Source organism: Pseudomonas sp. E6002 (genome assembly GCF_013385565.1).
GTDB lineage: Bacteria > Pseudomonadota > Gammaproteobacteria > Pseudomonadales > Pseudomonadaceae > Aquipseudomonas.
On sequence record NZ_JACAPT010000019.1, the window covers coordinates 9,296 to 23,339 of the forward strand.

13 protein-coding genes and 1 pseudogene are annotated in these 14,044 nt (G+C 62.8%); 5 read left to right on the plus strand and 9 right to left on the minus strand.

Annotation, left to right across the window (positions count from 1 at the left end):
- Nucleotides 1-10: 10 nt before the first annotated feature.
- The 6 genes and pseudogenes from HX815_RS16380 to HX815_RS16405 form a co-directional block, all read right to left on the minus strand.
- Nucleotides 11-1,351 (minus strand): sorbosone dehydrogenase family protein, encoded by a 1,341-nt coding sequence (locus HX815_RS16380; protein WP_177028577.1) that lies wholly within the window; start codon nt 1,349-1,351, stop codon nt 11-13.
- A 133-nt stretch (nt 1,352-1,484) separates the two neighbouring features.
- Nucleotides 1,485-2,450, minus strand: a complete 966-nt coding sequence (locus tag HX815_RS16385; protein ID WP_177028578.1) for a pyridoxamine 5'-phosphate oxidase family protein — start codon at nt 2,448-2,450, stop codon at nt 1,485-1,487.
- Between the two features lie 2 nt (nt 2,451-2,452).
- Nucleotides 2,453-3,352 (minus strand): LysR family transcriptional regulator, encoded by a 900-nt coding sequence (locus HX815_RS16390; protein ID WP_177028579.1) that lies wholly within the window; start codon nt 3,350-3,352, stop codon nt 2,453-2,455.
- Nucleotides 3,352-4,269, minus strand: coding sequence for a LysR family transcriptional regulator (locus HX815_RS16395; RefSeq protein WP_003208270.1), 918 nt, complete (start codon nt 4,267-4,269; stop codon nt 3,352-3,354). Before HX815_RS16395 ends, HX815_RS16390 begins: the two co-directional genes overlap by 1 nt.
- Before the next feature lie 166 nt (nt 4,270-4,435).
- The gene (locus HX815_RS16400; RefSeq protein WP_177028580.1) at nt 4,436-5,056 is read right to left on the minus strand and encodes a glutathione S-transferase family protein; all 621 of its coding nucleotides are present in this window, start codon (nt 5,054-5,056) and stop codon (nt 4,436-4,438) included.
- 125 nt (nt 5,057-5,181) lie between these two features.
- Nucleotides 5,182-6,023 (minus strand): annotated as a pseudogene (locus HX815_RS16405) (LysR family transcriptional regulator).
- 191 nt (nt 6,024-6,214) lie between these two features.
- Here HX815_RS16405 and HX815_RS16410 point away from each other — a divergent pair.
- Nucleotides 6,215-6,988 carry a glucose 1-dehydrogenase gene (locus HX815_RS16410; protein WP_087692542.1) on the plus strand — a complete coding sequence of 258 codons (774 nt, stop codon included), beginning with the start codon at nt 6,215-6,217 and terminating at the stop codon, nt 6,986-6,988.
- A gap of 13 nt (nt 6,989-7,001) precedes the next feature.
- Nucleotides 7,002-8,048: an L-idonate 5-dehydrogenase gene (locus HX815_RS16415; RefSeq protein ID WP_177028581.1), complete on the plus strand. Its 1,047-nt coding sequence runs from the start codon at nt 7,002-7,004 to the stop codon at nt 8,046-8,048.
- A 61-nt stretch (nt 8,049-8,109) separates the two neighbouring features.
- On the opposite strand, the gene fetB is transcribed toward HX815_RS16415, so the two are convergent.
- The 3 genes from fetB to HX815_RS16430 form a co-directional block, all read right to left on the minus strand.
- The gene (gene fetB / locus HX815_RS16420; RefSeq protein ID WP_003208279.1) at nt 8,110-8,904 is read right to left on the minus strand and encodes an iron export ABC transporter permease subunit FetB; all 795 of its coding nucleotides are present in this window, start codon (nt 8,902-8,904) and stop codon (nt 8,110-8,112) included.
- Entirely contained in the window at nt 8,901-9,578 is a 678-nt protein-coding gene (locus tag HX815_RS16425; RefSeq protein ID WP_177028582.1) for an ATP-binding cassette domain-containing protein, read from the minus strand. Before HX815_RS16425 ends, fetB begins: the two co-directional genes overlap by 4 nt.
- A gap of 214 nt (nt 9,579-9,792) precedes the next feature.
- Nucleotides 9,793-10,257, minus strand: a complete 465-nt coding sequence (locus HX815_RS16430) for a metallophosphoesterase family protein (RefSeq protein ID WP_003208282.1) — start codon at nt 10,255-10,257, stop codon at nt 9,793-9,795.
- Between the two features lie 193 nt (nt 10,258-10,450).
- Here HX815_RS16430 and HX815_RS16435 point away from each other — a divergent pair, with 193 nt between their 5' ends.
- The 3 genes from HX815_RS16435 (at nt 10,451) to HX815_RS16445 (ending at nt 14,037) form a co-directional block, all read left to right on the plus strand.
- Nucleotides 10,451-11,656 (plus strand): DUF1835 domain-containing protein, encoded by a 1,206-nt coding sequence (locus HX815_RS16435; RefSeq protein WP_177028583.1) that lies wholly within the window; start codon nt 10,451-10,453, stop codon nt 11,654-11,656.
- Between the two features lie 59 nt (nt 11,657-11,715).
- Nucleotides 11,716-12,642, plus strand: a complete 927-nt coding sequence (locus tag HX815_RS16440) for a LysR family transcriptional regulator (protein WP_003208286.1) — start codon at nt 11,716-11,718, stop codon at nt 12,640-12,642.
- 111 nt (nt 12,643-12,753) lie between these two features.
- A complete protein-coding gene (locus HX815_RS16445) occupies nt 12,754-14,037 on the plus strand; it encodes an NAD(P)/FAD-dependent oxidoreductase (protein WP_177028584.1) in 1,284 nt (427 codons plus the stop codon).
- Nucleotides 14,038-14,044: the final 7 nt, after the last annotated feature.

Sequence of the window (14,044 nt, forward strand, 5' to 3'; positions counted from 1 at the left end):
GAGCAAAACCCTAAGGCCTTACCAGTGCCACCCGCCACACCTTGTTCCCCACATCATCCGCCACCAGCAACGCGCCCTGGCCGTCCAACGCTACACCCACCGGACGCCCCTGAGCCTCTCCATCACCATTTAAAAACCCAGTCAGGAAATCAACAGGCACACCCGACGGCTTTCCGTCCCGGAACGGAATAAACACCACCTTGTACCCCGCCTGCGGATTACGGTTCCAGGATCCATGCTCCCCCACAAACACCCCATCGGCAAACACCGCTGGCATCCCCCGCGCATCGGAAAACGTCAGGCCCAACGGCGCAACGTGAGTCCCCAGCGCGTAGTCCGGTGCAATCGCCTGGGCGACCTTGTCCGGACGCGGCGGCTGCACCCGGCTGTCAACGTGAGCCCCGTAATAACTCCACGGCCAACCGTAGAACGCGCCGTCCCGCACCGACGTCAGGTAATCCGGCACCAGATCGCTGCCGATCTCGTCGCGCTCGTTGACCACCGTCCACAACTGCGTAGAGCCGGGTTTCCACGCCAGCCCATTGGGATTGCGCAACCCACTGGCGAACAGACGCTTCTGCCCACTGGCAAGATCCAACTCCCAGATCGCAGCACGCCCTTCCTCGGCGTCAAGCCCATTCTCACCCACATTGCTGTTGGACCCGACGGTCACATAAAGCTTGGTACCCTCAGGATTGGCCAGGACGTTTTTGGTCCAGTGATGATTGATCCCGGCCGGCAGATCAGTGACCTTCACCGGCACGGCATAGATGTGAGTCTGGCCCCGAACATAAGGCACCTTGACCACCGCATCGGCATTGCCGATATACAACTCATCCCCCACCAACGCCATGCCAAACGGCGACGTCAGCCCACCGAGAAACTCACTCTTCACCTCGGCACGCCCATCACCGTCGGCGTCCCGCAGCAGCGTGATCCGGTCGGCGCTCGGCGTATCGGCACCGACCCGCCCCATCACAAACCCCATCGCGGTACGACGCGCCCAGGCGAGCAAACCCGTGCCGCCGTCCGTGGCACCTTCAGGCATGGGCGGATGGTTACTCTCGGCTACCAGCACGTCGCCATTGGGCAAGGTGTACACCCAGCGCGGATGGTCAAGGTCCGCGGCCAACGCCGTTACCGTGAACCCATCGGGCGCCGTTGGCTGGGCATTACCGGACCAGCCGACAGCCTTGGAAACCTTGAGTGTCGGGATCAGTGATGCAGTGGGTTCGGGCAGTTGCGGGCTTGGCCCCACACCGGCCTGAAACGGCAGTTTGGAGGAATCGCCACAGGCGCTGAGGGCAGCCGTGGCGGTGATCAGCAGCGCAAGGCGGCTTGGTGCATTCATTGGGAAACCTCGGGACAGCCCTTTATTGGGCAGGCAAAAACCCGACGGAGTATCGCGTCATTCCCCGACACCAAACACCGCCTACCGCGCAATTGAGTTTTAACTCAGTCGCACGAGTGGCTCGGCAGCACTCTCAGGCTTTCCACGGCCCCAACGCCAGGCTGTAGGGAGAAAACCCCTCGAACTGCCAACGCAGCGCCAGCGCCGCATCCCGTCGGACCACGTGTTCCACGGTCACCTTCCACAACCGCTCAGCCCCCTCGAACGTGGCCAGTTCATCTCCTTCAAGAATCACCTCGGCCCGCCCGACCACCTGCAACACATCACCCGTAGCAAAATCCACAAACAGCAAGCCCGCAACCGGGTTGACCTGCACATTGCCCAAGGTGTTGAAAAACGAGTTGCCGGTAAAATCGGGAATCGTCAGCACCTCTCCCTCCAACCGCACAAACCCACTGTTGCCGCCTCGGTGTGAAACGTCCACCGAACGCTTGGCCGCATCTCCTTCCAGGTCCACATAGCTGGCGACGAAAAACGTATCAGCGCTGCGAATCAGCGCCCGGTCAGCGTCATCGAGCGAGTTCGCGCGCCGCACAATACCTTTAGCAGCGCGCTGCCCCCGGGCACCCGGATCCACCGCACGCAACTGGATGTACTTCGGGCAATTTCCAAACGTGTGCACCACCGCCACGGTAAATCCGTCGACGCCGGCAGCCCCGATAACCCCGTTCATGCGATTACGCCGCCGCGTATTCAGGTCAATGCCCAACAGCCCGACCGACGCGCCTTGTTTCAGCCCGCTCCCGGCGGGGTCACTCTCCGCAGGCAGGCTGTCGATACGCAAGCTGTAGGGGTCCGGCGAATACGCAAACCCCGGCGTGCCCTCCAGCAGCGTGGCCCAGGGCAGCCCCTGCTCATCCACGGCCCCCACGACCAGATAGGGCAACAACTCATAAAAAGCCCGATGCTGCTCCGGCAAGTGATCCCGTATCACCTTCGCGCCGATCACCTCCATGCGCTCGGCCACGCCGGCACTTTGCTGCAACTGCCGCTCGCCGGCATGCCATGGCGAAACGGGGGACGCGTCCTGGTGATTCATGATCAAGCCCTCGGTGAATGAAACGCCGGATGTTCACGCAATGCCGCCACGCTGAAATCGACAAAACTGCGCACCCGCATCGAAGCGTTGCGCCCTTCGCGGTAGACCACATGCACCGGCAGCGGCGGCGGTTCATGGGCCTGCAATACTCGACACAGTTGCCCGCTCGCCAGGTGCTCGTGGACCGGGTAGCTCAAGCACCGGATCAACCCTGCGCCCTGCACCGCCGCATTGATCGCGCCCTGCACCGTGGTGCAACCGAGACGCGCCCGGGCCTTGATGCTGGCGCCCTGGAAATCCCACTGCACCCAATTCGAATACGCCTGGCTGGCGACCAGCCGATGCTCCTTGAGCGCCTCCGGTTGCACCGGTTCGCCATGGCTTTGCAGATAGCCGGGGCTGGCGCAGACGATGTTGCGCACATGGCCCACGGGCCGGGCAATCAGGGATGAACCGGGCAGTTCCCCCACCAGGACTGCCACGTCCAGGCCGTCTTCATTCAGGTTCGGATAATGATCGTGGTAATGGGCAAACAGGCGGACTCCGGGATAGCGCTCCAGGTAGCCGGCCAACAGCGGCGCCATCACATAACGGCTGAACAGCAACGGAAAAAACACCCGCAGGTTTCCCTCGGCCTGCGCATGCGAGCCTTGGGCAGACGCTTCGGCGGCGCTCACGCCGTCAAGGATCCGCGAACAGTCGGCCATGAACGTCGCCCCGGCTTCGGTGAGGCGAATGCCCCGGGTGCTGCGCTGTACCAATGGCACCCGCAAGCGCGTCTCCAGCCGGTCAATCGCGCGGATCACAGTGGGCCCCGAGATGCCCAGGGAGCGGGCAGCCGCGGCCAGGCTCGGCTGCCGGGACAGCGCCTGGAAGATCTGCATGTCGCGATAACGGTCCATCAGGCCGGCCGCTGCATCGATGGGTTGAGCGCAGCATCCTGCCCCAGCCGGCTGACCAGAAAATCCACGAACGTGTTGACCTTCGCCGGTACCCGGGCGTTGTTCTGGAACACCACATGGATCGGCAAGGCCGGCGGTTCGAAGTCTTGCAGGATGATCTCCAGTGCGCCTGCACGCACATCGCTGGCCACCTGATAAGACAACACCCGTGTGACGCCCCAGCCCAGGCGCGCGAGGTTGATCGCCGCGTTGTTGGCGGTGACTACCAGGCGCGGCTCAACGGCCACGCTCAACGGCTGGCCGCCTTCCCTGAACTGCCATTCGCTGACCAACTGGCTGGAAGACGACGTGACAATCTTCGCCTCACGCAGTTGCCCGGGGTGCAGTGGCCGGTGCCGCTCAAGGTAAGCCGGCGCCGCGCACACTACGCGACGCACCTCGCCGACCTTGATCGCCTGCTGGCCGGGTTCCTGCAAATGCCCGATGCGCACGGCCACATCGACGCCTTCATCGGTCATGTTGACCACACGGTCCACCAGCAAGGCGTTGATGCTGACCTGGGCAAACAGGTCCAGGTACTCCCCCAGGATTGGCGCGACGAACAACTCGCCGAACAACACCGGCGCGGTGACCGTCAGGTGCCCCCACGGGATCGAGAAGCTGCCTGCTGCCGCTTCTTCGGCCTCAGTCAACTCCGCGAGGATGCGCCGGCAATCGTCCAGGTAACGCTGGCCGGCCTCGCTCAGGTGCAGGCTGCGGGTGGTGCGCGAAAGCAACTGGGTGCCAATACGCGCCTCCATCGCGGCAATCGCGCGGGTCACGCTGGGGGGCGAGATGTTCAGGCGCCGGGCCGCCGCGGCAAAGCCCTGTTCTTCGGCGACGGCGAGGAAAATCTGCATTTCCTGGAAACGGTCCATGGGTCCCCTTAATCGAATGTGGTCCACCAAACCAGTGGCTTGGGAGCGGTTGTGGCGAGGGAGCTTGCTCCCGCTGGGCAGCGTAGCGGCCCCAAAATCCTGGGAGCGCTGCGCACTGGAGCGCCAGCCCGGTCCAGCGGGAGCAAGCTCCCTCGCCACAAAATCTTCAAACCTTCGCCAGGCCCACAGCGGTGCGTTGCATACCCACAAACCCCTGCAGCGCCTCGATACTGCCCAGCCAGGCGCGAACCTGCGGATAGTCGTCCAGCGCGACATTCCCCTCCGGCGCATGGGCGATGTAGGTGTAGTGCGCGATATCGGCAATCGTCGGCAGGTCACCGGTGAGAAAACGGCCCTGCTCCAACTGGTGCTCTACCACTTTGAGGAATGCGTGGGAGCGGCTGATGGTCGCCTCGGCATCCAGCGCGGCACCGAACACAGTGATCAATCGCGCCGCAGCCGGCCCGGTGTGCAGTGGTCCTGCCGCAGCCGAGAGCCAACGCTGCACACGGGCCTGGGCCAAAGGCTCGGTCGGCAGCCACTGGGCGGTGCCATATTGGCCGGCGAGGTACACCAGGATCGCGTTGGAGTCCGCCAGCACCACGCCGTTATCATCGATCACCGGCACCTGGCCGAAGCTGTTGAGGGTGGCCAGGAACTCAGGGGTTTTGTGCGCGCCTTGCTTCAGATCGACGTGCACCCGCTCAGCGGGCACGCCCAGCAGCGACAGCATCAACTCAACCCGGTGGGAATGGCCAGACAAGGGGTAACGGTACAGTTTGATCATGACGGGCTCCGCGATGTGCCAGGGACTCGACCCGGTGATCGGGTCGATGACGCTTATGTTCCACCGCTACGGCACACAGCAGAATAGCCAGTTTTTACAATCCAGCATTTCACCGGATGAAACAATCAATCGCCAAACAACCCGTCGATCAGGTTGAACAGGGTGGTTTTCACCGGGCTGTCGAGCTCGGTCCACGCCAGGCCGGTCCTGGCCCGGAACGCCCCCAACGCCAGGTGCCTGGACACGCAATTGGCCGGCAGCGCCCGGGCCGCCTGCAGCGGCAACACACCCACACCCAGCCCGGCCGAGACCAGCGCCAGCATGGTGGTGAACTCGCCGAGTTCGGAGGCGATCTCCAGCGGCACGCCCATCGCCTGCACGAATTCATCGTAGAAACCCGGTGCATAACGCCGGGCCAGGATGAACACCGGCACCTTGAGCAAGTCCGTCGGCTGAATGGTTTCCTGGGTCGCCAGCTTTCCTGCAGCACCTCAAGGGTCTGCACGCCGGGATAGGCCGCCGGCAAACGCATCAGGCCGAAATCCAGCTGGCCGTTTTTCAACGCAGCCGCCTGATCCGGGCCGGGCATGTCCTTGAGCTCCAGTTCAATTCGCGGGTAGCGCTGGTGCACCGCACGAATCAACCCGGGCAGCAATTGCGGCAATACCGACGAGACAAATCCCAGGCGCACCCGGCCGATCTCCCCGCGGTTCGAAGCCCGGGCGGCATCGGCGGCGCGGGCAGCCTGGTGCAGGGTGGCGCGGGCTTCCGGCAGAAACACCCGCCCGGCTTCCGTCAGTGTGACCGAGTGCCGGTTGCGGTCGAGCAGGCGCACGCCCAGGCCGCTTTCGAGCAGTTTGATCTGCATGCTCAGCGCCGGTTGCACGATCGACAACTGCGCGGCCGCCCGGCCGAAATGCAGTTCCTGGGCGAGCACGACAAAGGCGCGCAGGTGCTTGAGTTCCATCAGGTTGGCTCCGGTTATCACGGTTATTGATCACCCCATCACAAATGAAAATTGGACGCCGGGCCCTGGCTGCGCTGAAGTAAGGCCCGTGATGCACGATATGACAGGGTTTGACGTATAACAATGAGAGCGGCGCCCCGCACTCGGATTGATAGTGTTGATCACCTGTCTCAGTCTTCGGAGATCGCCCCATGCAGCGTGTTTTAGACAGTTTCCGCCTCGATGGCCGCCTGGCCTTGATCACCGGCTCCAGCGCCGGCATCGGCCTGGCCATCGCCCGTGGCCTGGCCCAGGCTGGCGCACGGGTAGTGCTCAACGGGCGCAACCGCAGCACCTTGCGTGACAGTGCCGCGTTGCTGGCGGCGGAAGGCCTGGAGGTGCACACCCAGGCGTTCGATGTCACCGACGGCGCGGCGGTGTTGGCCGCCGTGGCGGAGATCGAAGAGCGCCTGGGCCCGCTGGACATCCTCGTCAACAACGCGGGCATGCAACGTCGCGGGCCGCTGGAGGACTACAGCGAAACCCACTGGCGCGAGTTGATGAGCACCAACCTGGACAGCGCCTTCCTGGTCGGCCAGGCCGTGGCCCGGGCGATGATCCCGCGCAAGCGGGGGCGCATCATCAATATCTGCTCGGTGCAAAGCGAACTGGGGCGCCCGGGCATCGCCCCGTATGCCGCCAGCAAAGGTGCGCTGAAAATGCTCACCAAAGGCATGGCCATCGACTGGGGCCCCCACGGGCTGACGGTCAATGGCATCGGCCCCGGCTATTTCAAGACCGAACTGAACGCCAACCTGGTGGCCAACCCCGAATTCAGCGACTGGCTGGTGCAGCGCACACCGAGCCGGCGCTGGGGTGACGTCGCCGAACTGGCGGGCGCTGCGGTATTCCTTGCCAGCGACGCGGCAAGTTTCGTCAACGGTCATATCCTGTACGTGGACGGTGGCATCACCGCCTCGCTGTAACCTGGAGAATTTCGTGCACGCGATTGTCTGCCATGCCTCGAAAGACCTGCGGGTAGAACCGCAAACCGAACCCCAGGCACTGACGCCCGACCAACTGCGGGTGCGCATTGCCCGGGGCGGGATCTGCGGCTCGGACCTTCATTACTACCAGCACGGCGGCTTCGGCACCGTGCGGTTGCGCGAGCCGATGGTGCTCGGCCACGAAGTGTCGGCGGTGATCGAGGCGGTGGGCCGTGAAGACGGGCCGTTCAAGATTGGCCAACGCTTGTCGGTCTCGCCGTCGCGGCCTTGCGGGCGTTGCCGTTATTGCCATCAAGGGCTGCCGAACCATTGCCTGAACATGCGTTTCTACGGCAGCGCGATGCCCTTCCCTCACGTGCAGGGTGCGTTTCAACAAAGCCTGGTGATCGAAACGCACCAGGCGCATCTGCTGGCCGATCATGTGAGCCTTGCCGAGGGTGCAATGGCTGAACCGTTGTCTGTGGGTTTGCATGCCATCCAGCGCGCCGGGGTGGTGTCCGGCAAACGGGTATTGGTCACCGGGTGCGGGCCCATCGGCAACCTGTTGATCGGCAGCCTGCGGACAGCGGGCGCGAGGGAAATTGTTGCGGTGGACCTGGCTGCCGGGCCCTTGGCCTGCGCCGAAAAAATGGGCGCCAGCCGTACTCATAACCTGGCGGAAGACGCCGACGCGTTGAAGCGGTATACCGCCGAAAAAGGCTACTTCGACGTGATGTTCGAAGTCTCCGGCAGCGCCCAGGCCCTGCGCAACGGCCTGGAGTGCATGGCCCCGCGCAGCGTGCTGGTGACGGTCGGTCTGGGTGGCGAGGTCTCGCTGCCGTTGAATATGCTGGTGAGCAGAGAGATCGACTTGCGGGGCACCTTCCGCTTCCATTCGGAGTTTGCCCAGGCGGTGGATTTGCTCAATCGCCAGGTGATTGATGTGCGTCCGGTGATCTCCCACACCGTGCCGTTCAGCGAGGCGGTGCAGGCGTTTGAACTGGCGGCGGACAAGAGCCAGGCGATGAAGGTGTTGCTGGATTTTGGTGTGGGTGATTGAACCGGACCTCGACAGCTCCCACAGGGTTGCGGTGCATTTTGGGGATCCGATAGCGCCTGCGCTACACCCGCTCTTCGAGCCTGAACCGCAGGAAACGATGGCTGGCTGAAAACAGTCGACGGTAGGTCAGCAACACTGCACCTACCGTGCCCAACGCCGACGACGCAGCGATCAAAAACATAATCACAATCTGATAACGCACCGCGTCCACCGGACTTTCCCCGGCCAGCACCTGGCCAGTCATCATCCCCGGCAAGCTCACAATCCCCACCACCGTCATCTGGTTCAGCGTCGGAATCATCCCGGCCCGCACAGCCTGGCGAATCGCATCCTGCGCCGCCTCCCAGCGTGAACCACCGAGGGCCAGAATCATCTCGATGGTATTGCGACCGGAGGTCAGCTCCTGAGTCATACGCTCAATCCCCAGAGACACCCCGGTAAGCGTATTACCCAGAATCATCCCAAGGATCGGAATCGCATACTGCGGCTCGTACCACGGGTGAATCCGGATAATCGCGAACAGGCCAACAGCCGTCACCAACCAGGAACTGCCCCACACCGACACAATGCTGTCGGCCCGCTGCCCCGCATAGGTCCGCTTCCCACGCCCGGCAGCCGAGAGCCCGGCGATCAGAGTCATCAGGCACATCAGCGGCAGCACCACATACCAGTAGGCAAATTCAAAGACCCAGCCCAGCAGGTAACCGATCGCCAACAACTGCACCACCGTGCGCACAGCCGCCCAGAACAGCTGACGCTCCAGCCCCAGCCGCAACAACAGCGACAGCGCACCGTTGATCAGGATCAGCGAGGCGGCGATGGCCATGTCCAGTGCCGTGAGGTCGTGATAATTCATGGCTGCACGGCCCCCGTCAGCACGCCGGCGTCCATATGCAAATGGGTGGTGCTCATGCGTTGCGCCTGCTCAAGGTCGTGGGACACCCAGATATAGGCGTGAGCGCTATCCGCTTCGGCCCAGGCACTGATCAACGCCTCGACCTCCCCGGACGATGCCGGGTCGAGAGCGGCGGTAGGTTCGTCCAGCAACAGCACATCGGGATTGAGTTGCAGGGTACGGATCAGTGACACCACCTGGGACTCACCACCGGATAAATCCCCGGCATTTTTTGCCAGAAAGCCCGACTCCTTGCCCGCGTGGGCCAGCAGCGCCTTGACCGCCTGCGGGTCGAAACTCAGGTGATGCAAGGCCTTGAGGCTGTAGGGGAAACGCAAGTTGTCTTCCACCGTGCCTTCGATCAGCGCCGGGCGTTGGGAGAGGTAGCTGATGCGGCTGCGATACTGCGGGACTTGCGCGTTGGCGATGGGCTGCCCGTTCCAGAGGATATCCCCTGAGGTCGGCGCGTCGAGCAAGGCGAGTGCCCGAAGGAATACACTTTTGCCGGAGCCGGACGAGCCGGTGATGGAGATGCGGTCGGCGCGGTGCAACAGGAAGTTCGTGGGCTGCAGCAGTTGCAGCTGGCGGCGCTCGTCCATCCGCGTGAGCGCCCGGGTTTCGACTAATACGCTCATGGCGTTGATGATCCTTGTTCCTGATTCAGACGCAAATGGTAAGACAGGGCACGTCCCCCGTGGCGAGGGAGCTTGCTCCCGCTGGGCTGCGAAGCGGCCCCAATAAAGCCACTGCGATACACCTGAAAAAACACCGTTAATTTCTTGGGGCTGCTGCGCAGCCCAGCGGGAGCAAGCTCCCTCGCCACAGCAAGCCCCCTCGCCTCAGCGTTCTTCAGCGCTTGGGCTCCAGCGACACCAGGCGCGGCTTGATGGATTTCTCGCGCACCTCAAGCAACGCCAGGGTCACCGGCAACTTGAAACGTCGCCGCCCTGCACTGCCAGGGTTGAGAAACAGCCGCTCGCCGTGCCACTCGATCAATGGTTTGTGAGAGTGGCCAGTGATCACCAGCCGGATGCCCGGATCAAGCTCCTTCGGCACATCGGCAATGTCATGCACCAGCAACGCCCGCCAGCCGTTCAGGTCAAAATCCAGCCGATCAGCCAAATGCTCTGCCCACGCGGCGTCGAGGTCGTTATTGCCGCGCACCACATGCAATGGCGCAATCGAGGCCAGCAACTCAAGGATCTCCGGGCTACCGATGTCCCCTGCGTGAACAATCTGCTCGCACCCTTCCAGGGCCGCCAAGGCCTCGGCGCGGAGCAAGCCGTGGGTATCGGAAATCACACCAACTTTCATGAACGTCTCCTGTGCAAAACCCCGGCGCGATCCACCGGGCGGCTTGCAATCAATCATTGCACTGCCTATATTTCCCGCCTGGCGCCATCTACGCCACCATCCGCGGAAAGGGCTGCGCCCAAGACCTTGACTGAATATCACATTTCTACGACTCCCAACCTTAAAGCGGACAAGGTTTGTACAAGGAGATCGTATGTCGCAATCATTCTCGTCCACTAACGGCCGTATCAACCTTGAGCAGCAGCGCAAGCGCGCCAAGGAACTTTTGCAGCGCCTGAAAAGCGCCGATGCCGCCGCAACCCCGACCTTATCCGATGCCCAATGGTCGATCGCCAAGGAACTCGGTTTTCCCAGCTGGCCCAAGCTCAAGGCCCACGTCGATGCGGTGGATTTTGCCGCCCGCCATCCAGGTTTCGACGCCAGCGATGAAGCCCGCACCACCCACTGGCGCTGCGGCAACGATATCGCCCACAGCCTGGGCGTGGCGGGGTTCAAGGGCCGCTTCCGGATGCTGATTGACCCATTGTGCATGGGCCCGGTGCAGGACCTGCCTGCCGAGCAATACCAGGCCGTTCGCAGCCGCTATATCAGCCAGGTGTTTGCCATGGATGAGGCCGAAGTGGCACGCCGGCATGCGGACGAATATCACCATCTTGAACAACTGGGCAGCGCCGGCCACAGCGTGTTGTGGTGTGAGGCGGATGCGTACGATCAGTTGTTCCTGATTCGCGCGCTGGCTGGGCTTGAGCATCTGCCTGAAAAACTGGAGTTGATCGAAGTCGATCGTATCCCCGGCGTGCAGCGTTTTATCGGCATCGGCCAACTGGCGCCTGAAGTATTGGCGTGGCTGTGGCCGCAGCGTCGGCGGGTCGATGAGGACATGCTGAAGCTGGCGCGGCAGGCCTGGCTGGCGTACTGCGACAGTTCGCCGGTCAAGCTGGCGGAACTGGCCCAGAGCAACCATACAGCCCTGCCCTTGCTGGCCCCGGCGTTGCGTCGGCAGTTGCAGGAGTTACCGGGTGTGCGGGACGGTTTGTCACTGACCGAGCGCCTGTCCCTGCACTACGTGGATGAGGCCGGGCCGGTGCCGTTTGGCCGGGTGTTCGCCGAGCTGATGGGCAAGCGTGAACCGCTGCCGTACCTGGGAGACATGATGTTTCATGCGCTGATGCGGCCGTTGATCGATGGCGAGAATCCCCTGTTGATCGAGTCCGGGGCCCAATTGCAATGGCCGCAGCGGGTGTTGGCGCTGACTGCGCTGGGTCGCCAGGTTCTGAACGGCGCAGCCTACTGGCCGGATCATGCAACGGAAGAACGCTGGGTAGGTGGCGTCTGCCTGCGACCGCGCCACCCGCACTGGACAATTGACGAATACGGCATGCCCGTGTGGCGTGATTGATTCTTCGCGACAGCTTTGATCTGTGTCATGTTGAGCCAAACAGGTAACGGTTCAGCGCGATGACCTTACAACAGCTCAACTACTTTCTCGCCGCCATCGAGCACGGTACGTTCTCCAAGGCGGCGGAAAGCCTGCATATTTCCCAACCCTCATTGTCCGAGCAGATCCTGCGGCTTGAGGAACACCTGGGTACCCACGTGTTCATCCGCACCAATCGCCGACTGATGCTCACCGAAGCCGGACGCCGCCTGCAGCCGTTTGCACAAGGCATGGTGACGTCAGCACGCCAGGGCTATGAAGCGGTGCAGGCTGTGCGTGAACTGTCCGGTGGCGTGGCCAGTTTTGGCACCTTCGGCACCGCCCACCACTATTTCCTCACAGACCTGATCGAGCAGTTCCGCACCCAGCACCCGGATATGCGGATCAAGATCGTCGGCTACAACTCCTCGGAAATCGCCGAGCTGGTGAGCCAGGGCGAAATTGAAGCGGGGCTGGTGATGCTGCCGATCAAGCAGCAGAACCTGACCGTCAGCGAGCCGGTCTGGTCGGCCCAGGTCGGCTATATCAGTGCCGACCCGGAGCGACTCAAGGGCCCGAAAACCATCAGCGACCTGGCGGTGGCACCGTTGATTCTCACCGAGGCGCGCTGGCGCACCGCCGACCCGATTCGCCGGTTGTTGGGGCAATTGGCGTCCAAGGGCGGCGAGGTGCTGGACCCGATCATCGAAGTGGAGCACCAGATCACCGGCTTCGAGCTGGCTGCGCGCGGGCTCGGCGATGTGATTGCCACGCGCCCGATCCTGCATCAGCTGGGCTTCAATGATCGCTTGGGCTGGGTGCCGATCAGCCCGGCGATCTTCGAGGTATTCGGCTTTATCCATCGCCACGACACGCCTATTTCGCCGCCCACCCGGGTGCTGATCAACCTGATGCGCAGCCACTTGAGCCGCATCCAGAACCTGTATGCGCACCTGGAGACGCTCTAGCCATAGGGATCACCTATAGGAAACACATGACTTAGCCCATTCATCCACCTCTTGCCGAGCGGGATACTCCAGCCACCGACGCCACAACAGGCGCTTGAATGGGGAGCCAGCATGTCCAATCACTACTGCATCATTGGTGCCGGGGCCGCAGGGCTGGCGGCGCTGAAGACCATGACCGATGCCGGTTTCGAGGTGGACTGCTTCGAAAAGTCCGCGAACATCGGCGGTCACTGGAACAGCGACTACGATGCCTTGCACCTGATCACCCCCAAGAGCAGTTCCTTCTTTGACGGGTTCCCGATGCCCGCTGACTATCCGGTGTACCCGAGCCGCGATCAGGTCAAGGCGTACATGAACGCCTACACCGACACCTTCGGCCTGCGCGAAAAGATCACCTTCAACACCGAAGTGCGCAGCCTGAAGCCCCTGGACGAGAACGGCGAAGCGGGCTGGCAGGTGACCCTGGCAGACGGCACCCACAAACACTACAGCGGCGTGCTGGTGGCCAACGGTCACCTGTGGGATTGCAAGATCCCGCAAGTAAGCAAGGGGTTCACCGGCGTGTCGATTCACTCCGGCGAATACCGCAATGTGCAGCAGGTGCAAGGCAAGGTGCTGGTGGTGGGGTTTGGCAACTCCGGATGCGACCTCGCAGTAGATGCCGCCCAGGCTCGCCTGGACACCACCATTGCGATCCGACGCGGCCAGCTGTTCCAGCCCAAGACCCTGTTCGGCCTGCCCCGGGGCGAGCTGCCGCTGCTGGGGCAATTGCCGCCAGAACAGCAGAACATGCTCATGAACATACTGATCATGGCCAGCGTCGGCACCCACAAGAATTACCCCGGGCTACCGGCGCCGGATACCTACGACCTGGATGCGCAACCGCCGGTGGTCAACACCTTGCTGCTGTACTGGATCCAGCACGGCCGAATCAAGGTCGCACCGGGTATCGAGAGCATCCAGGGCAAGACTGTCACGTTCACCGATGGCAGCCAGGTCGATTACGACACCATCGTCTGGGCTACCGGTTTCAACACGCGCCTGCCGTTCCTCGATGAACGCCTGCTGCAATGGCGCGACGGTGTTCCGCTGCGTACCGCCGCGATGACCTTGCCGACCAACCTGGAAGGCCTGTTCTACATCGGCCTGGGCGCCCCACGTGGCCCGCAATGGCCGGTGTATTGCGAGCAGACCCGGCTAGTGATGCGCTTTCTCACCCTGCGCGAGCGTGGCATGCAAGGCCTGGCGGCGAAGTTTGCCCAGTTGCAGCCGGCCGACTCACGCATCGATATCGTCAAGCGCGAATGGCTGAGCAACTACCAGGAGACCCAGCGCCAACTGGATGTGCTGGAACTGGCTCTGCAACCCGGCACCCCTCTTCCTCAATACGCCTGATCGGATA

What these genes read in the sequence shown, in the direction of transcription:
- HX815_RS16380 (WP_177028577.1), bottom strand. Translation starts at nt 1,351, where the DNA reads ATGAATGCACCAAGCCGCCTTGCGCTGCTGATCACCGCCACGGCTGCC.
- HX815_RS16385 (WP_177028578.1), bottom strand. Translation starts at nt 2,450, where the DNA reads ATGAATCACCAGGACGCGTCCCCCGTTTCGCCATGGCATGCCGGCGAG.
- HX815_RS16390 (WP_177028579.1), bottom strand. Translation starts at nt 3,352, where the DNA reads ATGGACCGTTATCGCGACATGCAGATCTTCCAGGCGCTGTCCCGGCAG.
- HX815_RS16395 (WP_003208270.1), bottom strand. Translation starts at nt 4,269, where the DNA reads ATGGACCGTTTCCAGGAAATGCAGATTTTCCTCGCCGTCGCCGAAGAA.
- HX815_RS16400 (WP_177028580.1), bottom strand. Translation starts at nt 5,056, where the DNA reads ATGATCAAACTGTACCGTTACCCCTTGTCTGGCCATTCCCACCGGGTT.
- HX815_RS16410 (WP_087692542.1), top strand. Translation starts at nt 6,215, where the DNA reads ATGCAGCGTGTTTTAGACAGTTTCCGCCTCGATGGCCGCCTGGCCTTG.
- fetB (WP_003208279.1), bottom strand. Translation starts at nt 8,904, where the DNA reads ATGAATTATCACGACCTCACGGCACTGGACATGGCCATCGCCGCCTCG.
- HX815_RS16425 (WP_177028582.1), bottom strand. Translation starts at nt 9,578, where the DNA reads ATGAGCGTATTAGTCGAAACCCGGGCGCTCACGCGGATGGACGAGCGC.
- HX815_RS16430 (WP_003208282.1), bottom strand. Translation starts at nt 10,257, where the DNA reads ATGAAAGTTGGTGTGATTTCCGATACCCACGGCTTGCTCCGCGCCGAG.
- HX815_RS16435 (WP_177028583.1), top strand. Translation starts at nt 10,451, where the DNA reads ATGTCGCAATCATTCTCGTCCACTAACGGCCGTATCAACCTTGAGCAG.
- HX815_RS16440 (WP_003208286.1), top strand. Translation starts at nt 11,716, where the DNA reads ATGACCTTACAACAGCTCAACTACTTTCTCGCCGCCATCGAGCACGGT.
- HX815_RS16445 (WP_177028584.1), top strand. Translation starts at nt 12,754, where the DNA reads ATGTCCAATCACTACTGCATCATTGGTGCCGGGGCCGCAGGGCTGGCG.